Below are 22,780 nucleotides of genomic sequence, written 5' to 3' on the forward strand. Positions count from 1 at the left end.
GCGTGTCGTCCCTTTTTTGGTACGGTGTAAAATTTACCGACGGTTCACCCCTCTCTGCTAGTTAAGGATTCCGACACCAGCAATTCGCGAGCCGGACCGAATGATCCGTCTGTTCAAGCACTACATCTCCTACAATGTCGTGCTGCTGTCCCTGATCGATCTCATCTTGCTCGCGCTGGCGGGCGAGGCGGCCTGGCGCCTGCGGGTGATGCAGATCGATGTCGGCGTCGGGCAGGTCTCGGATCGTGCGCTGGAGATCGGCATTTTCGCCGGCGTCATCTGGCTCGGCATGATCTCCGTCGGGACCTACGGGCCGCTGGCGTTGCGATCGATCCGTTTCGCCACCGCGCGGCTGCTGGTCGCCGTCAGCCTGGGCGTGCTGGCGATTTCGCTGATGGATTTCATTCTTCCCGGATCGGCGCTGTGGCGCTCGGTGCTGCTCTACGCGATGGGGATTGCGATCTTCGTGCTCGTCGCCAACCGGCTCGTGGCGGGCAAGCTTCTCGGGGTCGAAGCATTTCGCCGGACGGTCATCGTGCTCGGCGCGGGTGAACGCGCGCAGCGACTGCGGCGGCTTTCCCAGCGACCGGAGAGCGGATTTGTTGTCGGGGCCTTCGTCGCCATGGGCGATTCCACACCGGTCATCGAAACCGCCGTGCCGCGTGAGTCGATTGCCGATCTCGGGCGGTTCGTCGACCGTGCGGGGGCGACCGAAGTGGTGCTCGCGCTCCAGGAACGGCGCAATTCCCTGCCGCTGAAGGACCTGCTGCGGGTCAAGACGCAGGGTGTCTATGTCTACGACTTCTCCAGTTTTCTCGAACGCGAGATGGGCCGTGTCGATCTCGACACGCTCAATCCCAGCTGGCTGATCTTCTCCGATGGATTTTCCGCCGGGCGACGCCTGTCGAGCATCGGCAAGCGTCTGTTCGATGTCGTGGTCAGCCTCGCGATCCTGATCGTTGGCCTGCCGCTGATCGCGATCTTCGCGCTGCTGGTGAAGCTCGACAGCCCGGGACCCGCCTTCTTCAGTCAGAAGCGGGTCGGACTCTATGGGCAGAATTTCACCCTGACCAAGCTGCGTTCGATGCGGACCGATGCGGAGAGCGCGGGAGCGAAATGGGCGGAAAAGGACGATCCGCGAATCACCGGCGTGGGTCGTCTGATCCGCAAGGTACGGATCGATGAACTGCCGCAGGTATGGAGCGTCCTCAAAGGCGACATGAGCTTCGTCGGGCCGCGCCCCGAAGTCCCCGCCATCGTGGTCGATCTCGAGCGGGAAATGCCCTTCTATGCCGAGCGGCATGTCGTCAAACCCGGCATCACCGGCTGGGCGCAGATCAACTACCCCTATGGTGCCAGCATCGAGGATGCGCGTCACAAGCTCGAATACGACCTCTATTATGCCAAGAACTACACGCCGTTCCTCGACATACTGATCCTGCTGCAGACCGCGCGGGTCATTCTCTGGCCGGAAGGAGCGCGGTAGTGGATTGGATCGGAAGCCTTTCCTACATCGCCTATACCACCGGAGCGATCATCTGCGCGCTCGCCGCGATCTGGATCGCCCGCAAGGGAGATGCGACGCGCGGCGACCGCATCCCGGCGGTACTTGCGGTAGCGCTGACTGCCAACTGGTGCTTTGCCGCTGCCAGTTTCGAGCCCGGACGGGCGATCGTCGAGTTGACCGAAATCGCGCGCAATCTCGCATGGCTGTTCATGCTGTTTCGCCTGTTCGGCAATGACGGTCGTGACGAGACGCTGCGGCTGGTGCGTCCGGCGGTCTTCTCGCTCGCCTTCGTCGAAGTGCTGCAATTCGTGCTGCTGGTGATCGCGCGGCGTTATGCGGTAACGACCGATCTGGCCGAACTGACCTACGAAACCGCGGCACTGTTCCGGGTGATGGTCGCGGTCGGCGCGCTGGTGCTGCTGCACAACCTCTATGCCGGTGCAGCTACGTCGTCGCGCCAGATCCTGCGCTGGAGCGCGGCATCGCTGGCGGGCATGTGGGCCTTCGACCTCAACTATTTCACCATCGGCTACATCACCGGCGCCTATCCGCCCGAACTCGCGGCGCTGAGGGGCATTGCCGCCGCCGTCTTCGCGATTCCCTTCGCCATCGGGTTCAACCGCCACTCATCGCACCTCGCATTCCGCCCTTCGCGCGCGGTCACCTTCCGGTTCCTCTCTCTGCTGGTCATCGGTGGCTACTTCGCCCTGATGTTGGCCCTGGCCCGCTCGCTCGACATGCTGACCGGCGATCTGACGCGGATGACCCAAGTCGGCCTGATCATCGCCGCCGGCGCGCTGGCGCTGATCTGGCTCCCCTCCGACCGCCTGCGCGGGTGGCTGCGGGTCACTGCGATCAAGCACCTGTTCAAGCATCGCTACGACTATCGTACCGAGTGGATCCGCTTCACCGAGACGATCGGGACCACCGGCTTCGACAATATCTCTTTACAGGAACGCGCAGTAAAGGCGTTGGCCGATATCACCGACAGCCCCTCGGGCATCCTGCTCGTAGCGGACGAGGAGGGCGCGCTCGAACTGGCTGCGAACTGGCGCTGGACGGGCATCGAAGTCCCCTCGCAGGCAGCACCGACAGGGCTTGCGGGCGTGCTCGAACGCAGCGAGTTGATCATCGACTTCGACGAGCTTCGCGCAGGCATCGACCGCGACGGGGAACAGGCACTGGTGCCCGGCTGGATGCGCGAAGACCCGCGGGCTTGGGCGGCCGTCCCCTTGCTCCACTTCGACCGGCTGGTCGGTCTGGTGCTCCTCTCCCGGCCGGTCATCGAGCGAAAACTCGACTGGGAGGATTTCGACCTTCTCGGCGTCGTCGGACGCCAGCTTGCCAGCTACCTTGCCGAACAGGCCAGCCAGACAGCCCTGCTCGAGGCGGGACGGTTCGACGAGTTCAACCGGCGCATGGCCTTCGTCATGCACGACATCAAGAATCTCTCGAGTCAGATGGCCCTGTTGCTTCGCAACGCCGAGAAGCACGCCGACAAGCTCGAATTTCGCAAGGACATGCTCGTCACGCTGAGGAACAGCGTCGACAAGCTCAACACGCTGTTGGCGAGACTGGGACGATATGGCGCACCGGAAAACTTTGCGGCGCGCGAATTCAATCTCGCCGAGTCAACGCGGCAGGTGGCGGAGCGCCTTAGTACCGTCCATCCGGTGGCGCTCTTACACAGCGAGGAGGTGATCGTCGAAGGCAATCCCGAAGCGCTCGACCAGGCGCTCGTCCACCTCATCCAGAACGCGATCGAAGCCAGCGACCCATCCAGCCCGGTCATGCTGGAGGTCGTGCGAGACGGCATTTCGGGCAAGATCCACATCATCGACAATGGCTGCGGCATGTCGCAGCAATTCCTGCGGAAGGGCCTGTTCAAGCCTTTCGTGTCCTCGAAAAGCGGCGGTTTCGGAATCGGTGCCTTCGAGGCGCGCGAGCTGATCCGTTCGATGGGCGGTCGCATCGACGTCGAATCGCGCGAGGGCCTCGGCACGCGCTTCACCGTCAGTCTGCAGCTCCAATCGGCGAACTCGGTGCTCCGCCGGGGTTCGCCGGGTATCGAAAACGAGGTCGCATAATGGCAGATACCAAGCCCAAATTGCTGGTCGTCGAGGACGACGAAGGCCTGCAGGCCCAGCTCAAATGGGCCTATGAGGATTTCGACGTCGTGCTCGCGGGCACGCGCGAGGCCGCACTGGCCGCCCTGCGCGCCGAGGAACCCGCCGTGGTCACGCTCGACCTCGGATTACCACCCGATCCTGACGGCACGAGCGAAGGTTTCGCAGTGCTCGAAGCGGTCATGGCGCTCAAGCCCGACACCAAGGTGATCGTCGCATCAGGGCATGGTGCCCGCGAGAGCGCGCTGCGCGCGGTCGAACAGGGCGCCTACGACTTCTACCAGAAGCCGGTCGACATCGACACGCTGGGGCTGATCGTACAGCGCGCCTACCGGCTGCACCGCCTCGAGCAGGAGAACCGGAGCCTCGCCCAAAAGGTCGGCGAGGACCGGACCGTACTCGGTTCGATGGTTACCGCCGCGCCGGAGATGGCCAAGGTGGCGCGCACCATCGAGCGTGTCGCCCCGACGAATGTCTCGGTCATGCTGCTCGGCGCCAGCGGCACTGGCAAGGAATTGCTCGCCCGCGGGGTCCACGAATCGAGCGATCGGAAAGACGGCGCCTTTGTCGCAATCAATTGCGCGGCGATCCCTGAGAACCTCCTCGAAAGTGAGCTTTTCGGGCACGAGCGCGGCGCCTTCACCGGCGCGGTCAAGATGACCGAGGGCAAGATCGAGATGGCCCATGGGGGCACGCTGTTCCTCGACGAGGTCGGCGACATTCCGCTGCCGTTGCAGGTCAAGCTGCTGCGTTTCCTCCAGGAACGGACGATCGAGCGGATCGGCGGTCGCAAGCCGATCGCGGTCGATACGCGGATCGTCTGCGCCACGCATCAGAACCTCGAGGCGATGATCGGCGAGGGAACCTTCCGCGAGGATCTGTTCTATCGGCTCGCGGAGATCGTGGTGAAGGTGCCGACGCTCGCCGAACGGGCGGGCGATGCGGTGTTGCTGGCCAAGCATTTCCTCACCCGCTTCGCCAAGGAGATGAACCCCCAGGTCAAGGGCTTCGCGGCCGATGCGCTCGCCGCCATCGACGGGTGGGGCTGGCCGGGCAATGTCCGCGAGCTCGAGAACCGGGTGAAGCGCGCGGTGATCATGGCCGACGGCAAGCTTGTAAGCGCCGAGGATCTCGACCTGCCGCAGTCCGACAAGGACGGGGGCGATCTGGCACTCAATCTCAAGGCCGCGCGCGAGCAGGCCGACCGGCGGATGATCCGCCAGGCGCTGGCACGCAGCGAGGGAAATATCTCCAATACCGCCAAGCTGCTTGGGATCAGCCGCCCGACTTTGTACGATCTCCTCAAACAGTATGATCTTCAGACGTGATCTGGGACCGGTCGCGGGTCTTCTGCTGGGGCTGGCGATCTTGGGGGGATGCGGGGAGCCGGCGCCGGACCATTCGCCGGTAGACGCTGCGCGTGCCCAGCTGGCGCGCGGCGATGCGCTGGCGGCGCGCGTGTTTCTCGAACGGGCGCTTGAGCAGGGGACGCCGCGCGAGGACGTCGCGGCGCTGTTCGGCGAAGCCGCGCTGGTGGCTGGTGATCTCCCGGCGGCGCGCAAGTGGCTTGGCCCGGGCAAGTTCTCCGAAGGCACCCGCGCGATCGGCTTCAGGCTGCTTGGACGCCTCGAAATGGCGCAGGGCAATCTGCCCGCGGCGGGCGCGGCCTTCGATCGGTCCTATCGTGTCGAGCCGGACAGTTCCGATCTGTGGGTCGATATCGGGCGATTGCGTTATCGCGGCGGCGAACAGGTTCAGGCGATCGAGGCCGCCGATCGCGCGCTGGCGCTCGATCCCGACAGTGGCGAGGCGCTGCAGTTTCGCGGCCAGCTCGCGCGCGATTCCGAGGGAATGGAGGCGGGCGCCGCGCTCTTGGCGAAGGCACTCGAGCGCCAGCCCGACGATCTCGAACTGCGCGTCGAATATGCCGCGACGCTGAGCGATGCCGGGCGCCCGAGGGAGGCCCTCGAGGCGCTCCGTGCTGCAGGCGGACATGCGGCGGTCACGCCGCGCGGCCTATTCGTCCAGGCGATCATCGCCGCGCGGGGGGACGACTTCCGCCTCGCTCGAAACCTCCTCGAAAAGTCCGATCTGGAGAGGTCCGAACTGGCCTCGGCACAGCTGCTGTCGGCAATCATCGATCTCGCGGAAGAGAACTACGCGAGCGCGGCCCTGGCGCTCGACCGGCTCTATTCGCGCCAGCCCGACAATCGCCGCGTGCGCGAACTGCTTGCCTATGCGTTGTCGCGCAGCGGGGGTGAGCGCGAGCTCGTCCATCGGTTTGCCGAGGTGGCCAAGGGAAGGGCGGGGTCAGCCTATCTCCAGCTGCTGGTCGGCCGTGCCTGCGAGACGCTCGGCGATCGTCAGCGAGCGGCATTCTTCATCGATTTGGCGGCGCTCGACGGGACCGGCCTGACCGTGCTGCCGAGCAGGAGCCCGCAAGCTGCCCGGACTGCGCCCGCCACGCTCGGCGGCGCACAGCTGCGTGATTACGTCCGGGCGGCGATCGCCGGGCGCGAGACGGCCGCGGCGGTGAAGCGCGCGCGCGCCTTCGCGCAGCGCTTCCCCGGCTCGGCCGACGCCCAGGCGCTGTTGGGCGATGCCGAGTTGGCGCAGGGCAACAAGGCAGCGGCGAGAGCGGCCTACGAGCGATCCGCGAAGGTTCGGCGACCCTGGCCGTTGGCGCTGCGCATCGCCGGTGTCCAGGACGATCCGGCGCGGGCGCGCCAGATGCTCGCGCACTATGTCCGCAACAATCCGATGAACGGCGAAGCCGCTGCGGTGCTGGCCGACGCGGTTGCAGCGCAGGGCAAATGGGATCGGGCCGCGCAATTGCTCGATCATGCGATCATGCTGGGACAGGCCCGCGTGCCCTGGGTGCTTGCGGCGCGCAGCATCGCGGCGCTCCAGCTCGACGATCGCGAAGATGCGCTCGACTATGCGCTAGCGGCGCACGAACTCCAGCCGATGAACCCGCTGGCGATCTCCGCGCTGCTCGCAGCCTTGCCCGACACCGAGGCAGCGGCGAAGGTCGAGCTCGAAGCGAAGCTGCAGTCGCTGACGGCAGGCTGAGACATCTCGACAAGGGGCGCCGGTCCGGGCAGGGGTGGATGATGGCGCTGCGATCCGTTTTTGCCGACCCGATGGTACGCATGCTGGTCGCGGCGATCGTGCTGGCAATAGTGCTGCCCGCGACGGGCGAGGCACGCGGTGCTGCACAGGCGATCGCGAACGCGGCGATCTTCATCCTCTTCCTGCTCAACGGCATGCGCATTGCCCGCCGCGATATCGCTGCGGGATTCGGGAATTGGCGGTTCCTCCTCCCGCTGGTGCTGTGGGTGTTCGGGGCCATGGCGCTGGCAGGCCTTGGCATCGCTGCGCTCGGTGCCCGCGTGCTCGCCCCTTCGGTGGCGCTCGGCTTTCTCTACCTCGGTACGCTGCCTTCGACCGTGCAATCGGCGACGTCCTACACTTCGCTCTCCGGGGGGAATGTGGCGCTGTCGGTGGTGGGGGCGGCGCTGCTCAACATTCTAGGCGTCTTCGTGACCGTGCCGCTGTTCCTCGCCCTCGGGGGTAGCGGAGCCGGTGCGGTGGGCATGGACGTGGTGATCAAGATCATGCTCTTGCTGATCCTGCCCTTCGCCATCGGCCAGGCGATCCAGGACTACACGCTCGCCTTCACCGCGCGCCATCGCCCCAAGATCGTCTGGATCGACCGCTTCGCAATCGCAGCGGCGATCTATGTCGCCTTCTCGGGCGCGGTCGAGCAGGGGATCTGGTCGCGCGTCGACCCGGGCGACTGGCTCGTGATCGGTGCGCTGGTCGCGGGATTCCTGCTGATCGGCAATCTCGGGGCGTGGATGGCGAGCGGAGCCTTGCGCCTGTCGCGGCCCGACCGGATCGCTTTCCTCTTCGCCGGTGCGCAGAAGAGCGCCGCTGTCGGAGCCCCACTTGCCACCATCCTGTTTCCGCCTGCCGAGGCAGGCTTCGTGGTGATCGCGCTATTGCTCTACCATTTCTTCCAACTGGTGGTGGCCGCGCCGATCGCTAGTCGGCTGAAGCGGCCGTCTCGTCCGGATGCCGTTGGTTATAGCGCACCGACCACCAGAAGCTGAGCCCGATCAGGATCGCGCCGATCAGCCCGGTCACAGTCTCGGGAATATGGAACTTGGCGGACATGAGCATGATCGCGCCCAGAACGATGATCGCCCAGAACGCGCCGTGTTCGAGGAAGCGGTAAGCCGCCAGGGTACCCTTGCGCACAAGGTGGATCGTCATCGAGCGCACGAACATCGCGCCGATCGACAGGCCCAAGGCGATCACGATCATGTTGTTCGAGAGCGCGAAGGCACCGATCACGCCGTCGAAACTGAAGCTGGCGTCGAGAACATTGAGATAGAGGAACCCGCCAAGCCCGCTGCGCACCACCGCGCCCTGCAATTTCGCAGCCTCCTCCTTCATCTCGAGGATCGCATTGATCCCCTCGACGGCGATGAACGTGACGAGGCCAAGGATACCGGCGACCAGAAAGGTCAGCGCTTCGTCGGGTTCGAGCATGGTTGAAATGCCCCAGAGTGCGAGGAGGAGAAGCGCAATTTCGGCGGCAGGCAAGGCGGCGAACTTGCTCAGCCATTCCTCGATCGCCCGAATCCAGTGAATCTCCTTGTCGAGATCGAAAAAGAATTTCAGCCCGACCATGGCGAGGAAGGCCCCGCCGAATCCCGCAATGCCGACATGTGCGGACGAGACGATTCTTTCGTATTCCTGCGGATTGTTGAGCGAGAGGTCGACCGTTTCCATGGGCCCCAGCCCGGCCGCAATAGCCACGATGGCGAGTGGGAAGATCACGCGCATACCGAAGACTGCGAAGGCGATGCCCCAGGTGAGGAAGCGGTGCTGCCAGACTTCGTCCATTTCCTTGAGGACGCTGGCGTTGACCACGGCGTTGTCGAAGCTCAGCGACACCTCGAGCACCGACAGCACAACGACAATCCACAGGAGCGACAACGTGCCCGTGATCGTGCCGGTGCTGGCCCAGCCATACCATGCGGCAAGGCTCAGGCAGACGAGCGTGAAGATGAAGGAAAATCCGTAGAAGCGGATCATCGTGGACATGGCGCTGGTGTCCTTCTTCAGCCCTTGGGCTGGTAGGTCTGATCGGAGGTCGGGAAGCTGCGCGCGCGCACTTCCTCGGCATATTGCGCGACAGTCTTCTCGATCACCGCGGCAATGTCCTCGTATTTCTTCACGAAGCGCGGGACGCGTTCGAACATGCCGAGCATGTCTTCGGTAACCAGCACCTGCCCGTCGCATTGCGCCGAGGCGCCGATGCCGATCGTTGGGCAGGATACGCCTTGAGTCGCCTCTATCGCGATCGGCTCGAGCACCCCTTCCAGAACGATCGCGAAAGCCCCGGCCTCGTCGAGCGCCTTGGCATCGCCGACGATCTTCTTCGCCTCGGCATCGTCGCGCCCGCGTGCGGCATAGCCGCCCAGCACGTTGACCGCCTGCGGGGTCAGGCCGACATGGCCCATCACCGGGATCCCGCGCTGATTGAGGAAGGCGACGGTCTCGGCCATCTGTTCGCCGCCCTCGAGTTTCACCGCCGCCGCGCCTGACTGCTTGAGCAGGTAGGCGGCGCTTTCGAAGGCCTGCTGCGGCGATTGTTCGTAGGATCCGAAGGGCATGTCGACCACCACCACCGCGTGGTAGCTGCCGCGCACCACCGCGGCGGCATGGTTGGCCATCATGTCGAGCGTAACCGGGATGGTCGTCGGCAGGCCGTAGATGACCTGCGCCAGCGAATCGCCGACCAGCAGGATGTCGCAATGCGCATCGAGCAGCTGCGCCTGCCGCGCGGTATAGGCGGTCAGCATGACCAGCGGCTCGCGGGTTTCGCCACCGGTCTTGTGCGCGCGGATCTTGGGTACGGTAAGGCGCCGCATCGGCTGCGGAGTCGGATTGGCGCGGCTGGTGCTCGTATCGAGCTGGAAGGTGGTCGACATGGCGTTGCACTAGCAAGCGCGTGGGCGATGGCAAAGCGAAGCTTGGAATTGCGCGGTTTTGCGTGTCTAAGGGCGCGCATATGAGATGCGCGCAGGGGTCGCCGCGTCAGGAGAGGAATGATCTGAGCATGGTCGCTACCACGACGTCTACAAGCGAGGGCTGGTCCTCGCGTTCCGCCTTCATACTCGCAGCGATCGGGGCCGCAGTCGGCCTCGGCAATATCTGGCGGTTCCCGACGCTGGCCGGCGAGAGCGGGGGCGGTGCCTTCGTGATTTTCTATATTGCCTGCGTTTTCCTCCTTGGGTTGCCGCTGGTCTTGTCGGAGATTTTCATCGGGCGCGTCGGGCAAACCGATGCCGTCGGCTCGATCCGGCGAGTGGCAGCGCAGTCGCAGTCGTCGCAAAGCTGGTCGATCTTCGGCGCGATCGGCGCGCTTGCGGCCTTCCTGATCCTATCCTTCTACTCCGTCGTGGCGGGCTGGGTGCTTTACTATGCGGGGATCATGGGAGCCGATCTCGTTCAGGCGGTCATGGAGGGGGATCCTTTCCGCGGCGCACTGGCGGGCGAAAGCCAGGCCCAGATCCAGCAAAGGCTCGGCGACATGTTCGCTAATCCCGGGCTGCTGATCACGATGCATTTCCTGTTTATGGGGGCGACGCTCTACATCATCGCGCGTGGCGTCCATTCGGGCATCGAGAAGGTTGCGACCTATCTCATGCCAGCCTTCTTCGTGCTTCTGGTCGGCCTGGTAATCTACGGTTCGGTCGAGGGCGACATGGGCGGAGCCATGAGCTTCCTGTTCACTCCCGACTGGTCGAAGCTGACCCCGCAGGTGATGAACGCAGCGTTGGGGCAGGCGCTGTTCTCGCTCTCGCTCGGAGTGGCGGGCCTGATCACCTACGGGTCCTATATCAAGGAAGGCAGTGGGCTCGGGCCCACCTCGGCGATGATCGCCATCGCCGATACCGGCGTGGCGCTGCTCGCCGGTCTGATGATCTTCCCGATCGTGCTCGCAGTCGGTCTCGACCCGGCTGCGGGTCCAACGCTGGTGTTCCAGACGCTCCCCTTCGCCTTCCAGACAATGCCTGCCGGCGCGCTGTTCGGCTTCCTGTTCTTCGTCCTCATCCTCGTCGCGGCGATCACCAGCTCGATCTCGCTGCTTGAGGTACCGACCGCCTACGGTATCGGCGAACGCGGCTGGAGTCGCCCGAAGTCGGCGCTGATCTTCGGCGGCGGGGCCTTCCTCATCGGCATCGCCTGCCTGCTCGGCTACAATGTCTGGGCCGACGTGCGCCCGCTGTGGTTCTGGCCACTGTTCGAGAATACCGACATCCTCGATACGGTCGACGGTTTCACGGGCAAGGTGATGTTGCCGGTCGGCGCGCTGCTGACGTCGCTCTTCATCGGCTGGAAGGCCGATGAGAACCTGTTGCGCACTACCACCGGCCTGTCGCCTTGGGCCTTCACCCTGTGGCGCTTTCTGATCGCGTGGCTGTGCCCGCTCGCAGTCGCGATCATCCTCGTCACAGGGCTTTTCCCCGGCATTCTGGGCGCTTGATCCAAATTCGCTTTTACAGGGGTGGATTGCGGACTAACTAGCGCCGATCCGGCTGGCGGAGCGGGGAGTCCCGTGGCGGGCCGTGGAGGGAGGCACCGCGCCTGATGATCTTGGACAGAGTGAAGCCGCTCGATGCCATCTTGGCAACGGCGCAGAAGAAGTCGTTGCATCGCAGCCTCGGTTGGCTGCAACTGACACTTCTCGGCATTGGGTGCGTCATCGGGACGGGGATTTTCGTCCTTACCGCGGTGGGTGCCCAGAAGGCGGGCCCTGGCCTGATGGTGGCCTTCGCGATCGCCGGCGCGGTCTGCATCGTCGCCGCACTCTGCTATGCCGAGATCGCCGCGATGATACCGGTCGCTGGCAGCGCCTATACTTACAGCTATGCGACGATCGGCGAATTCTTCGCCTGGACGGTCGGCTGGGCGCTCATCATGGAATATGCGATCGCTGCGAGCGCCGTCTCGGTCGGATGGTCGGGCTATTTCAGCGGGACTGTACTCGGCGGCTTGGGTATCCACTTGCCGGTATGGCTCAGCGCCGGTCCGCTCGCCCTGGGGGGCGTTGAAGGCGGTTTGATCAACCTGCCCGCATTGCTCATCGCGCTGCTCGTCACCGGCCTTCTGGTGATCGGCACGAGCGAGAGCGCCAAGGTCAATGCCGTGCTGGTCATGATCAAGGTCACTGCGCTGACCGCCTTCGTTGCGCTGACCCTGACCAGCGCCGAATTCGACACCAGCCACTTCAACCCCTTCCTCCCCGCCGGCATCTTCGGCGGCTGGGGCACCGGGGTCGGTGCGGTCGGTGCCGCGGCGACGATGTTCTTCGCCTATGTCGGCTTCGACGCAGTCTCCACCGCCGCCGAGGAGACCAAGGACCCGCAGCGTAACGTACCGATCGGCCTGGTCGGTTCGCTGTTGTTCTGCACGGTGTTCTACATCCTCGTCGCGGCGGGTGCGATCGGGACGCTCGGCGGCCAGCCGCTCATGGATGCGATGGGCCTCCCACTCGAGGCGGGATCGCCCGAACTGGCGCGCCAGTGCGCGCTGCCGCAATTCGCCGATGCGCTGGTCTGCTCGAACGAGCCGCTGGCGCATGTCCTCAAGGTGCTGGGCTTCACCGCGGTCGGCAACGCGATCGGGCTCGCAGCTTTCGTCGCGCTTCCCTCGGTGATCCTGGTGCTGATTTTCGGGCAGACGCGCATCTTTTTCGTGATGAGCCGCGACGGGCTGCTGCCCGAACGCCTGAGCCGGGTGCATCCGCGCTTCCACACCCCGCATATCGTGACCATCATTACCGGGCTCGCGGTTGCCATCGGGGCGGCCTTCTTCCCGGTCGGGCAGCTCGCCGACATATCGAATGCCGGGACGCTCTACGCCTTCGCAATGGTGGCGATCGCGGTGATGGTGCTGAGGGTGAAGGATCCCGCGCGCAGGCGGCATTTCCGGGTGCCGCTGGTGTGGCTCGTCGCACCCGCGACGATCATCGGCTGCGTGCTGTTGTTCTTCAACCTGCCGACTGCGGCGATGCTGTTCCTGCCCGGCTGGGGCGCGCTCGGCGTGGTGATCTACTTTGCCTACAGCCGCAGCCGCAGCCATCTCGGCAAGGGCATTGTCGAGGTTGTCGACGATGTCGCCGGCCAGGAGACCATGGTGCCGATGGCGCCCGAGTGAAATCCCGAATGGGGCAATAGGAAAGGGCCGCTCCCGGTGGGGCGGCCCTTTTCATTTTTTTGCGCCATTCGTCGGATCAGATGTCCACTGCTTCGACATGGCGTTTCTCGGCCTCGTCATGGACATGCATGCCGAGCGCCATCTTGGCGGTGTTGAGCAGGCCCAAGTCGCCGCTCCAGATCTCCGCATCGCCCAAGTCCATGCGCAGGAACAGGATGTCGGGATCGTCCTTGCCGCCATCGTACCAGGCCTCGACGAAATTGTTCCAGAACTGGTCGAAGCGCTCTTGGCTGGTCTCGACCGACAGCGTGCCGTCGAAGCGGGCGAAGATATCGTGGTCCTTGCCGGCGAAGCTCGCCTTGACCTTACCCAGCTGGGCGAAGTCCGACTTCTTCTGCGTGAAGAACCAGATCGCGCTGTTCGCATCCTTGTCGAGCTGGGCGGTCATCGGCACCGAGGTGTTGGAGCGTCCATCGAGTTCGAGGAACAGGAAGGGCGAGTCGGCCAGCGCCTGCCAGAACTTCTGCTTGAGCGCGTCGGGGTTGCCTTGCGAATATTTCATGGGTCAGAGCCTTTCGAATTGCGTTTGATTTTCAAACGGCTGAGGGCCTCCTGCCGTTCCGCGCGATACGTCGGGGCGAGGGCGGCGAAGGACGAATTGCGAATCGCGCTCAAATGGAACATAATGGGAACAGAAAAGTCGTTCCCCCTATGCCTTCACCCGATCTCGCCTCACTGCCGCTCGCGGCCTTCGAAGACCTTGCCGCGCTTTCCGCGCGGCGCAGCGCGCGCTGGCGCCCCGGTCTGGCGGCGCGACAGGGGCCGGCACTGCATAGCGAGATTTTCGCCTCCTCGCGCGATGGAGCGGGGGCGGGTGCCGCGCTGGCGCTGGCGCTCGACGACTGGCGCAGCCTCCCTCAGCAAGACGCCGGCGAGGTGCGGCATCCGCGCAGCGTGCTGTGGGTCCAGACGCGCGAGGCCGCGCGACGCGGGGGGCGTCCCTATCGTGCCGGACTGCCCGGGGACCTCCCGGCACGGGTGATCCATGTGCTGGCCGAAAAGGCGGAGGATGCGCTCTTCGCGCTCGAGGAGGGGCTGCGCTGCCGCGACCTTGCCTTCGTCGTGGGAGAGATCGCGGGCAATCCCCGGGCGCTCGATTTCACCGCCTCGCGCCGGTTGACGCTGGCGAGCGAGAAGCACGGCGTGCCGCTGTTCCTCGTCCGGCTCGATGCCGCGCGCGATCTCTCCTCGGCACGGATGCGGTGGGAGGTCGCCTCGATGCCGTCGTCTGCACCGCGCTGGAATGCCCAGGCCCCCGGTCCGCCGCGCTGGCGGGCGGAGCTGTTCCGCGCCCGCGCGCATGCGCCGGGCGAATGGACCCTGGGCGAGGAAGCCGGCAGGCTCGTAGCGAGCAAGGCGCAGCGCGAGGCCGACGAGGCGGTGGCGGGCTGGACGGCGGGATTGCGCCTCAGGCGGTCGCCGCGCCGGGCGTGAGCGTGGAAGTGACAGAGGCGCGGCCGCGCCGCATCCTTTCGCTCTGGCTTCCAGCGCTGGCGATGGATCGCTGGCACCTGACGATAGCGGAGCGGGGCGGGGTGCCCGCTGCGGGGCCGCTGGTGCTGATCGCCGACACCGCGCACGGCCCGCGGATCGAAGCGGTCGATCGCCCCGCAGCGGCCGCGGGTGCGCGCAAGGGCATGATGCTCGCCGATGCACGTGCATTGTGCCCCGAGATCGCTACCGCCCCCGCAGACCCGGCGGGCGATCTCGCCTTCCTCGAACAGCTTGCTCTCTGGGCACAGCGCTGGGGGCCGTGGTCCGCGCTCGATGCACCCGAGGGGCTGCTGGTCGATGTCACCGCCGTCGCGCACCTGTTCGGCGGCGAGGAGGCGCTGCTGGCCGACGTCCACGCCGCCTTCGCACAGCGCGGACTGGCCCTGCGCGCGGCCATCGCTCCGACTGCCGGGGCGGCCTGGGCGCTGGCGCATTACGGCCCCGAGCGCGCGATCGTGGAGGGGCGTGCCGGGATCATGCGTGTTTTGGCCGAACTGCCGGTGGCGGCGCTGCGGCTCGACCAGGACGTCGTCACCGTGCTGCGCCGGCTCGGCCTCAAGCGGATCGGCGACATCGCCGGCATCGGGCGCGACGCGATCCAGCGGCGTTTCCGCAACCGCAAATTGCGCACCGCCAATCCTCTGATCCGGCTCGACCAATTGCTCGGCCGTGTGTCCGAGCCGCTGCTGCCGGTGATCCAAGAGGCCGTGCCATTGGTGCAGCGGCGGCTGCTCGAACCAATCCGTCACCGGCAGCTGCTCGACCGAGTGGTCGCCGATCTCGCCAGGGACATGGCGCGCGAACTCGAAGCGCAGGGGCAGGGCGCCCGGCGGCTCGAACTGGGCCTGTGGCGGGTCGATGGCGAGGTCGTTGTCCGGCGGCTCGAACTGGCCGCCGCCACGCGCGATCCGGCGCACATGTTGCGCCTCTTCGCTGCGCGACTCGACGATGTCGATGCCGGTTTCGGGATCGAGATGCTGCGCCTGCGCGCGAGCTGGGCCGAGCCGCTGGCGCTCGACCAAAACGATATCGAGGCGCGCGCCGAAAGCCACGGCACCAGCTTGGCCGGCTGCATCGACCGGCTGATCGTGCGGCTCGGTGCGAAGGCGGTCAGCCGGCCGGTCCCCTACGCCAGCCATCTCCCCGAACGGGCGCAGCGCTGGCAGCCTCCGCTGGAGCCCGAACCGACTTCGCAAGGACTATTGGAATTCCATTCCAGGCCTCGGAAATTGCTCGACAAGCCCGAGAAGATCGCGGTGCTCTATGCTACCCCAGACGGCTATCCGCAGCGCTTCCGCTGGCGCGGCGAGGTGCACGATGTTGCGCGGGTGGAGGGCCCCGAACGCATCGCCCCCGAATGGTGGCGCGAGCGCGGCGCCGCGCGGCTGCGCGACTATTACCGGATAGAGGACGGACAGGGACGCCGCTACTGGATCTACCGCCAAGGCCTCATCGGCGACGGGCGCGGCGGGGTACCCGACTGGTACCTGCAGGGATTGTACGCCTAGCTCGCGACGAGCCCGCGCCGACCACGCGTGGCGATCGGGATATTGCCGAACTTGGCGGCCGGGCCCGTCGCCTTCTCTATCCGGTGAACCGAATCCTGGAGGATCGACGCGGGAAGCGGGCGCTCGAACGCGATCCCGCAGCCATCTTCGTTGGACCAGACAACCTTGCCGAAGAACTCGTGGCCGCGCCACGAGAGGAGGCCCGATACGCCCTTGGCAGGTGGTGTTGGCGTGTCGAAGCGGGCACCGGTTTCCGAAAGGTCCGAAAGCCTTCCCTCGCATTCGCGACCGAGCAGCGTAAGGCTGGCCGGGCAGTCGACCGGATGACGTTTGGCGCTGCGCATCTCTGGTTGGGAAGCGACCTGCTTTTTCTGGAACAATCCCACTGTGCGTCCTCTTGTATCGCACGGTCTTGGGCGCTTGAGGGTTAAGCGCGATTTCCTGCACAAGGTAAACGGGGCGGAAACCATCGCAAATTCCCGTCCGATGCATCATTCGATATTGGCAGGAGGGGAGGTGGAACATATAAAGAACATATGGCTGTTCTCACCACTCTGCAGAAGCTCGAGATTCTCGCCGATGCGGCGAAATACGATGCCTCCTGCGCCTCTTCGGGGACGGCCAGGCGCAACTCGCTCGGCGGGAAGGGGCTGGGGTCGACCGAGGGGATGGGCATCTGCCACGCCTATGCGCCCGATGGGCGGTGTATCTCGCTGCTCAAGATACTGTTGACCAACCATTGCGTGTTCGACTGCCACTACTGCGTCAACCGCAAGAGCTCGAATGTGGCGCGCGCGCGGTTCAGCCCGCAGGAGGTGGTCGACCTCACGCTGGCCTTCTACCGGCGCAATTATATCGAGGGGCTGTTCCTCTCCTCGGGCATCGTCAAGAGCTCGAACCACACGATGGAACAGCTCGTAGAAGTCGCCCGTATCCTGCGGGAAGAACACGATTTTCGCGGCTACATCCACCTCAAGGCCATCCCCGAGGCGGATGCCGAAATCGTCCACCAAGCGGGGCTCTATGCCGACCGTGTCTCGATCAATGTCGAACTGCCGACCGACAGCGGGCTCACCCGTCTCGCGCCCGACAAGGACGCGCGCCAGATCGAAGGCGCGATGGGACGGGTCAAGAACGACATAACCGAGCTCAAGGACGCGCACAAAAGGTTCAAGCACGCCCCGCGCTTCGCCCCCGCGGGCCAGTCGACGCAGATGATCGTCGGGGCCGATGCCGCGACCGATGTCGATATCGTCGGCAAGGCCAGCCGGCTCTACGACAGCTTCGGGTTGCGGCGGGTCTATTACAGCGCCTTCTCGCCGATCCCCGATGCCAGCGCGGTGCTGCCCTTGAAGCGCCCGCCGCTGATCCGCGAGCACCGGCTCTACCAGTCCGACTGGCTGATGCGCTTCTACGGCTACAAGCCCGCCGAAGTGATGCAGGCCACCGAGGCTGACGGGAACCTGCCGCTCGACATCGATCCCAAGCTCGCCTGGGCCCTGAAATTCCGCGAGGCTTTCCCGGTCGACGTCAACCGCGCGAGCAAGGAGCAATTGCTGCGCGTGCCCGGGCTCGGGGTGACAGCGGTGGGCAGGATCCTCGCCAGCCGTCGCCACCGCGCGCTCCGGCTCGACGATGTCGCGCTGCTCACCCAGTCGGTCACCAAGGTGCGGCCGTTCATCTGCACCGTCGATTGGCGGCCCATCACGCTGACCGACCGCGCCGACCTGAGGAGCCTGCTCGCGCCGAAGACCGAGCAGCTCGAGCTGTTCGCGGCATGAGCACGCTTCCGCAGACCCGGCTCGCGAGCCACTACGTGGTGAACCTGCCCGAGCCCGACGATTTCGACTTCTGGCGCGAAGCCGCACGAGCGCTGGTCCAGTGCGGGGTCGCGCCCGAACATATCGCCTGGGTCGAGCCCGGCGGCAGCGGCGATCTGTTCGCTGCCGCGGCCGCGCCCGGTGAGCAGCCTTTGCCCTTGCCCACCGCGGATGCCCGCCCGGTGCGCGCCAGCAAGCGCTTCGTCAGCCTTGCGCGCAACGCCATCCTCCATTCGGACCCCGAGCGCTTCGGGCTGCTCTATCGCCTGCTGTGGCGCTTGCAGGCGACCCCGCGCATCATGGAGGACAAGGCCGATCCCGACGTGCGGCGGGCGGAGGAGCTCGACAAGGCGGTGCGGCGCGACAGCCACAAGATGCACGCCTTCGTCCGCTTCCGCCTCGTCGAGGCCGGGGACGAGGAGAGCGAGACGCGCGAGCACTACGTCGCCTGGTTCGAGCCCGAGCATCACATCCTGCGCGCCAATGCCGGCTTCTTCATGCGCCGCTTCGCCAATATGCGCTGGTCGATCCTGACTCCGCGCGGGAGCCTCCACTGGGACGGCGCGACCATGTCCGAAGGCCCGCCCGCGCAACGCAGCGACGCGCCCGGCGGCGATCCGATGGAGGAGCTCTGGCGCGGCTATTACGCTTCGATCTTCAATCCTGCGCGATTGAAGGTCGGCGCGATGCTCAAGGAGATGCCGAGGAAATACTGGAAGGACATGCCCGAGGCCGCGCTCATCCCTGGGCTGGTCGCGGGGGCGCAGAAGCGCGAGAGCGCCATGGTCGAGAAGGGGGCGCTCGAATTCGAGGAGCGGCCCGACACGCTCGCGGCGATCGACAAGGCGATCCGTGCCTGCCGCAAATGCCCCATCGGCCAGCTCGACAACCATGCGGTGATGGGCGAGGGGCCGCAGGATGCCGCACTGATGATCGTCGGCGAACAGCCGGGCGACCAGGAAGACCAGGCGGGGCGGCCCTTCGTCGGCCCCGCAGGGCAATTGCTCGATGCGCATCTGGAAAAGGCCGGGATCGATCGCCGCGCCGCCTATGTCACCAATGCGGTGAAGCATTTCAAATATGTCCAGCGCGGCAAGCGGCGGCTGCACCAGAATCCGGGCGCGAAGGAAATCGACACCTGCCGCTGGTGGATCGAGAGCGAGCGCGCGATCGTCGGGCCGAAGCTGGTGCTCGCCATGGGGGCGAGCGCGGCGCGCAGTCTGCTCGGCAAGACGGTGAGCATCTCTCGGGTCCGCGGCGCGCCGATCGCGCTCGAGGACGGCAGCGAGCTGTGGGTCACCGCGCATCCCTCGTACCTGCTGCGGCTCGAGGGCGCGGCGCGCGAGGAGCAGACGCGGTTGTTCGATGCCGACCTTGCCGCGGTACGCGAGCGACTTGCGGAACTCGCCGGGTGAGCCAATGCCCGAAAACGACCATCAGATCCCCAAGCGGACGATCGAGCTCGATTCCGACAGCATCGCGCCGCCCCAGCGAGCACGCTTTGTCGAACTCGGGCTCGTCTCCTGCTTCAGCTTCCTGCGCGGCGCCTCCGATGCGGTCGATCTCGTGCTGCGAGCGCGGGCGCTCGGCTACGATGCGATAGGGGTTGCCGACGCCAACAGCATGGCGGGTGTGGTGCGCATCCATACGGAAGCAAAAAAACTTAAGCTGAAACCACTTATTGGATGCAGGATAGAAACGGTCGAAGGTCTGGTCTTCCTCGCTTACCCCCGCGATCGCGCTGCCTATGGCCGGCTTTGTCAGCTGATTTCGGCAGGGCGCATGCGGAGGCTCGACGGGGGATGGCAGGACAAGGGCGCCTGCGACATCGATTTCGCCATGCTCGCCGCGCATGCCGAGGACGTGCAGCTGATCCTGCTCCCGCCGCGCGACCTGGACCAGCCATTCACCATTCAAGTCGAAAACAACGTCATTCTCTTCCGTCACCCCGGACTTGATCCGGGGTCCCGCTTTCCTTCCAGCGCCGTGCCGGAAGAAGTGGGACCCCGGCTCGGGGGCCGGGGTGACGTGGAGGAAAGGACTGACTTCACCGGGACCTTCGAGGAGATCCTCCCGCATCTCGCTGCCGCGCTCCCGACATTGCGCCATATCGCCGCGAGCTACCTCTACATCGGCGACGACATTGCCCGGATCACCCGCCTCGATGCTCTGGCGAAGGCCAATAGCCTTTCACTCCTCGCCACCAACGACGTGCATTATGCCACGCCCGACAAGCGCCCGCTGCAAGACGTGATGACCGCGATCCGGCACAGGACCACCGTCGCCGCCGCCGGGCACCTGCTCCACGGCAATGGCGAGCGCTACCTCAAGCCTCCCGAAACCATGGTGAAACTGTTCGAACGCTGGCCGCATGCCATCGCCGCGACGCGCGAAGTGGCCGATGCCTGTAATTTCAGTCTCGACGAACTTCGATACGAATATCCGCAAGAGATCTATCCCGACAATCTGAGCCCGCAGCGCTATCTCGAACAGCAGGTCTGGTCGGGAGCCAAGAAAGATCGATACCCCAAAGGCTTGCCGCCTGCTGTGAAGAAGACGCTCAAGCGCGAGCTGAAGCTTATCGGGGAACTCGAGCTGGCGCCCTATTTCCTCACGATCAAGGACATCGTCGATTTCGCGCGCAGCAGGGATATCCTGTGCCAGGGCCGGGGATCGGCGGCCAATTCGGCGGTGTGCTTCTGCCTCGGCATTACCTCGGTGGATCCGGCCAAGCACCAGCTTCTGTTCGACCGCTTCATCTCGAAGGAGCGCCGCGAGCCGCCCGATATCGACGTCGATTTCGAGCATGAGCGGCGCGAGGAAGTGATCCAGCACATTTACGAACACTACGGTCGCCACCGCGCCGGTCTGTGCGCGACGGTGATCCATTACCGCCCCCGCATGGCGATCCGCGAGGTGGGCAAGGCGATGGGCCTGTCGGAGGATGTCACGGCGGTTCTCGCCCGCACCGTATGGGGCTCGTGGGGCAAGAATATCGATGAGCGGCACATTCGCGAGGAAACGGGTCTCGACCTGGCCGATCCGCATCTGCGCCGCGTGCTCAGGCTGACCGAGCAGATGATCGGCATGCCCCGCCATCTCAGCCAGCATGTCGGGGGCTTCATCCTCACCGACGGCCCGCTGACCGAAACCGTGCCGATCGGCAATGGCGCGATGCCCGATCGTAGTTTCATCGAATGGGACAAGGACGACATCGACGATCTCGGCATTCTCAAGGTGGACGTGCTCGCCCTCGGAATGCTCACCTGTATCCGAAAGGGACTGAAACTGCTCGAGGACCACCATGGGCAGAGCTACGATCTGGCCACCGTCCCGCGCGAGGATCCCGCCGTCTACGACATGCTCTGCAAGGGCGATTCGCTGGGCGTGTTCCAGGTCGAAAGCCGCGCGCAGATGAACATGCTGCCCCGGCTCAGGCCGCGCGAATTCTACGATCTGGTAGTCCAGGTGGCGATCGTCCGCCCGGGGCCGATCCAGGGCGACATGGTTCATCCCTATCTCAAGCAGCGCCGCCGCGCGCGCGAGGGTAGGACCGATTTCAGCCTGCCTTCGCCATCTCCCGAGCATGGCCCGACGGACGAGCTCTCCTCGATCCTCAAGCGGACCTATGGCGTGCCGATCTTCCAGGAGCAGGCGATGAAGATCGCCATCGACGCGGCCAAGTTCTCGCCCGTGGAGGCCAACCGGTTGCGCAAGGCGATGGCCACTTTCCGCAGTCGCGGGATGGTGCACGAACACCAGGAGATGATGGTCGGACGCATGATCGCGCGGGGGTACGATCCCGCATTTGCCGAGCGTTGCTTCGACCAGATCAAGGGGTTCGGCGAATACGGCTTTCCCGAAAGCCACGCGGCCAGTTTCGCGCATCTCGTCTATATCTCGAGCTGGATGAAGTGCCACTATCCGGCGGCCTTCGCCTGCGCGCTGCTCAATTCGCAGCCGATGGGCTTCTATGCCCCGGCGCAGATCGTGCGCGATGCAGCGGATCATGGCGTCACGGTGCTCCCCGCCGACGCCAATCTGTCCGACTGGGATTGTACGCTGGAAGATGTCGAGGGGACGATGGCGCTGCGGCTCGGCCTGCGCCAGGTCGACGGATTGCCCGAAAACGTGGCGGCGAAGCTGATCGCCGAGCGCGAGGCCAACGGACCTTACGATGACGTCACGGCGGTGCGCGACCGTGCCCGCATTGCGCCTTCGCAGGTCGAGCGGCTCGCGAGTGCCGACTGCTTCGGTTCGATCGGGCTGGGGCGGCGCCAGGCGCTGTGGGATGCGCGCAGCCTGATCGCCAGCCCCGACCTGCCGCTCTTCGCCGCTGCGGCGCAGCGCGACGAAGGCGCCGAAACCTCTCCCGCCGCGCTGCCGATCATGCCGCATTCGGAAGAGGTCGTGGCGGATTACCAGACCACCCGCCTGAGTCTGAAGGCGCATCCGATGTCCTTCCTGCGCGACGATCTGACCGAGCGCGGTTTCGTGCGCGCCTGCGATCTGCGCAGCCGCAAGTTCCGTTCGACCGTCAACGTCGCGGGGGTGGTACTCATCCGCCAGCAGCCGGGCAGCGCCAAGGGCGTGTGCTTCATCACGCTCGAGGACGAGACCGGGGTGGTCAACCTCGTCGTCTGGCCCGATCTCAAGGAAAAACAACGCCGTGTGGTGATGGGTTCACGGCTGATGGAGGTACGCGGCCGCGTCGAATACGATGACGAGGTGATCCACGTCATCGCGCATCACATGGAGGATGCCTCGCACCAGCTCTACCGCCTGTCGGACGACATGCTCAACGCACCGGTGGCGCGCGCCGACCATGTTGTCTCACCGCTGCCGGCCAAGTCCGGGCCGCGCGGCACTCTGCAGGACGGCACCGCAGACCCATATCGCCCGGTCGAGCCGTGGGAGGAACCGCCGCCGGGCAATCGCGAGTGCGGATGGTTCGGGCCGAGTGCCGGCGGGCATCCGCGCGACGTGCGGATCATTCCCCCGAGCCGCGACTTCCACTAGGGGCTGGCC

16 protein-coding genes are annotated in these 22,780 nt (G+C 65.5%); 12 read left to right on the forward strand and 4 right to left on the reverse strand.

The window, feature by feature from the left end; translation table 11 throughout:
• The first annotated feature begins 100 nt into the window (after positions 1-100).
• Genes K3181_RS14040 through K3181_RS14060 form a run of 5 tightly spaced genes read left to right on the forward strand, consistent with a single transcriptional unit; the run spans position 101 to position 7,748 of the window.
• The gene (locus tag K3181_RS14040; protein WP_221603740.1) at positions 101-1,486 is read left to right on the forward strand and encodes a TIGR03013 family XrtA/PEP-CTERM system glycosyltransferase; all 1,386 of its coding nucleotides are present in this window, start codon (positions 101-103) and stop codon (positions 1,484-1,486) included.
• A complete protein-coding gene (gene prsK / locus K3181_RS14045; protein WP_221603741.1) occupies positions 1,486-3,594 on the forward strand; it encodes an XrtA/PEP-CTERM system histidine kinase PrsK in 2,109 nt (702 codons plus the stop codon). Before K3181_RS14040 ends, prsK begins: the two co-directional genes overlap by 1 nt.
• Entirely contained in the window at positions 3,594-4,961 is a 1,368-nt protein-coding gene (gene prsR, locus K3181_RS14050; RefSeq protein WP_221603742.1) for a PEP-CTERM-box response regulator transcription factor, read from the forward strand. Before prsK ends, prsR begins: the two co-directional genes overlap by 1 nt.
• Positions 4,945-6,705, forward strand: coding sequence for a tetratricopeptide repeat protein (locus K3181_RS14055; protein ID WP_221603743.1), 1,761 nt, complete (start codon positions 4,945-4,947; stop codon positions 6,703-6,705). Before prsR ends, K3181_RS14055 begins: the two co-directional genes overlap by 17 nt.
• Positions 6,706-6,746: 41 nt before the next feature.
• Entirely contained in the window at positions 6,747-7,748 is a 1,002-nt protein-coding gene (locus tag K3181_RS14060; RefSeq protein ID WP_221603744.1) for a bile acid:sodium symporter family protein, read from the forward strand.
• Here K3181_RS14060 and K3181_RS14065 read toward each other — a convergent pair.
• A complete protein-coding gene (locus tag K3181_RS14065; protein ID WP_247715161.1) occupies positions 7,681-8,748 on the reverse strand; it encodes a DUF475 domain-containing protein in 1,068 nt (355 codons plus the stop codon). The genes K3181_RS14060 and K3181_RS14065 overlap by 68 nt on opposite strands.
• Before the next feature lie 17 nt (positions 8,749-8,765).
• Positions 8,766-9,638, reverse strand: a complete 873-nt coding sequence (panB, locus tag K3181_RS14070) for a 3-methyl-2-oxobutanoate hydroxymethyltransferase (RefSeq protein ID WP_221603745.1) — start codon at positions 9,636-9,638, stop codon at positions 8,766-8,768.
• 128 nt (positions 9,639-9,766) lie between these two features.
• On the opposite strand from panB, the gene K3181_RS14075 reads away from it, so the two are divergent.
• Both K3181_RS14075 and K3181_RS14080 read left to right on the forward strand, forming a co-directional pair.
• The gene (locus K3181_RS14075; RefSeq protein WP_221603746.1) at positions 9,767-11,197 is read left to right on the forward strand and encodes a sodium-dependent transporter; all 1,431 of its coding nucleotides are present in this window, start codon (positions 9,767-9,769) and stop codon (positions 11,195-11,197) included.
• Between the two features lie 104 nt (positions 11,198-11,301).
• Positions 11,302-12,870, forward strand: a complete 1,569-nt coding sequence (locus K3181_RS14080; RefSeq protein ID WP_221603747.1) for an amino acid permease — start codon at positions 11,302-11,304, stop codon at positions 12,868-12,870.
• A 76-nt stretch (positions 12,871-12,946) separates the two neighbouring features.
• Here K3181_RS14080 and K3181_RS14085 read toward each other — a convergent pair whose 3' ends face one another.
• Positions 12,947-13,432, reverse strand: a complete 486-nt coding sequence (locus K3181_RS14085; RefSeq protein ID WP_221603748.1) for a pyridoxamine 5'-phosphate oxidase family protein — start codon at positions 13,430-13,432, stop codon at positions 12,947-12,949.
• Positions 13,433-13,581: 149 nt separating this feature from the next.
• Here K3181_RS14085 and K3181_RS14090 point away from each other — a divergent pair, with 149 nt between their 5' ends.
• Both K3181_RS14090 and K3181_RS14095 read left to right on the forward strand, forming a co-directional pair.
• Complete coding sequence (locus K3181_RS14090; RefSeq protein ID WP_221603749.1) at positions 13,582-14,364, forward strand: hypothetical protein; 783 nt, start codon at positions 13,582-13,584, stop codon at positions 14,362-14,364.
• 62 nt (positions 14,365-14,426) lie between these two features.
• Positions 14,427-15,932, forward strand: coding sequence for a DUF6504 family protein (locus K3181_RS14095; protein WP_221603781.1), 1,506 nt, complete (start codon positions 14,427-14,429; stop codon positions 15,930-15,932).
• On the opposite strand, the gene K3181_RS14100 is transcribed toward K3181_RS14095, so the two are convergent.
• A complete protein-coding gene (locus tag K3181_RS14100) occupies positions 15,929-16,276 on the reverse strand; it encodes a PilZ domain-containing protein (RefSeq protein WP_221603750.1) in 348 nt (115 codons plus the stop codon). The genes K3181_RS14095 and K3181_RS14100 overlap by 4 nt on opposite strands.
• Positions 16,277-16,468: 192 nt before the next feature.
• Here K3181_RS14100 and K3181_RS14105 point away from each other — a divergent pair, with 192 nt between their 5' ends.
• The 3 genes from K3181_RS14105 to K3181_RS14115 are packed head-to-tail and all read left to right on the forward strand — an operon-like array spanning position 16,469 to position 22,771.
• A complete protein-coding gene (locus K3181_RS14105) occupies positions 16,469-17,713 on the forward strand; it encodes a putative DNA modification/repair radical SAM protein (protein ID WP_221603751.1) in 1,245 nt (414 codons plus the stop codon).
• Positions 17,710-19,167 carry a UdgX family uracil-DNA binding protein gene (locus K3181_RS14110; RefSeq protein WP_221603752.1) on the forward strand — a complete coding sequence of 486 codons (1,458 nt, stop codon included), beginning with the start codon at positions 17,710-17,712 and terminating at the stop codon, positions 19,165-19,167. Before K3181_RS14105 ends, K3181_RS14110 begins: the two co-directional genes overlap by 4 nt.
• A gap of 4 nt (positions 19,168-19,171) precedes the next feature.
• Positions 19,172-22,771: an error-prone DNA polymerase gene (locus K3181_RS14115; RefSeq protein ID WP_221603753.1), complete on the forward strand. Its 3,600-nt coding sequence runs from the start codon at positions 19,172-19,174 to the stop codon at positions 22,769-22,771.
• Positions 22,772-22,780: the final 9 nt, after the last annotated feature.

It is taken from the genome of Qipengyuania mesophila (assembly GCF_019711655.1).
GTDB classification, from domain to species: Bacteria; Pseudomonadota; Alphaproteobacteria; order Sphingomonadales; family Sphingomonadaceae; genus Qipengyuania; species Qipengyuania mesophila.

Excerpts from the sequence above, each read along its gene's own strand:
- K3181_RS14040 (WP_221603740.1), top strand. The coding sequence starts at position 101 with ATGATCCGTCTGTTCAAGCACTACATCTCCTACAATGTCGTGCTGCTG.
- prsR (WP_221603742.1), top strand. The coding sequence starts at position 3,594 with ATGGCAGATACCAAGCCCAAATTGCTGGTCGTCGAGGACGACGAAGGC.
- K3181_RS14055 (WP_221603743.1), top strand. The coding sequence starts at position 4,945 with ATGATCTTCAGACGTGATCTGGGACCGGTCGCGGGTCTTCTGCTGGGG.
- K3181_RS14060 (WP_221603744.1), top strand. The coding sequence starts at position 6,747 with ATGGCGCTGCGATCCGTTTTTGCCGACCCGATGGTACGCATGCTGGTC.
- K3181_RS14065 (WP_247715161.1), bottom strand. The coding sequence starts at position 8,748 with ATGTCCACGATGATCCGCTTCTACGGATTTTCCTTCATCTTCACGCTC.
- panB (WP_221603745.1), bottom strand. The coding sequence starts at position 9,638 with ATGTCGACCACCTTCCAGCTCGATACGAGCACCAGCCGCGCCAATCCG.
- K3181_RS14075 (WP_221603746.1), top strand. The coding sequence starts at position 9,767 with ATGGTCGCTACCACGACGTCTACAAGCGAGGGCTGGTCCTCGCGTTCC.
- K3181_RS14080 (WP_221603747.1), top strand. The coding sequence starts at position 11,302 with ATGATCTTGGACAGAGTGAAGCCGCTCGATGCCATCTTGGCAACGGCG.
- K3181_RS14085 (WP_221603748.1), bottom strand. The coding sequence starts at position 13,432 with ATGAAATATTCGCAAGGCAACCCCGACGCGCTCAAGCAGAAGTTCTGG.
- K3181_RS14090 (WP_221603749.1), top strand. The coding sequence starts at position 13,582 with ATGCCTTCACCCGATCTCGCCTCACTGCCGCTCGCGGCCTTCGAAGAC.
- K3181_RS14095 (WP_221603781.1), top strand. The coding sequence starts at position 14,427 with ATGGATCGCTGGCACCTGACGATAGCGGAGCGGGGCGGGGTGCCCGCT.
- K3181_RS14100 (WP_221603750.1), bottom strand. The coding sequence starts at position 16,276 with ATGCGCAGCGCCAAACGTCATCCGGTCGACTGCCCGGCCAGCCTTACG.
- K3181_RS14105 (WP_221603751.1), top strand. The coding sequence starts at position 16,469 with ATGGCTGTTCTCACCACTCTGCAGAAGCTCGAGATTCTCGCCGATGCG.
- K3181_RS14110 (WP_221603752.1), top strand. The coding sequence starts at position 17,710 with ATGAGCACGCTTCCGCAGACCCGGCTCGCGAGCCACTACGTGGTGAAC.
- K3181_RS14115 (WP_221603753.1), top strand. The coding sequence starts at position 19,172 with ATGCCCGAAAACGACCATCAGATCCCCAAGCGGACGATCGAGCTCGAT.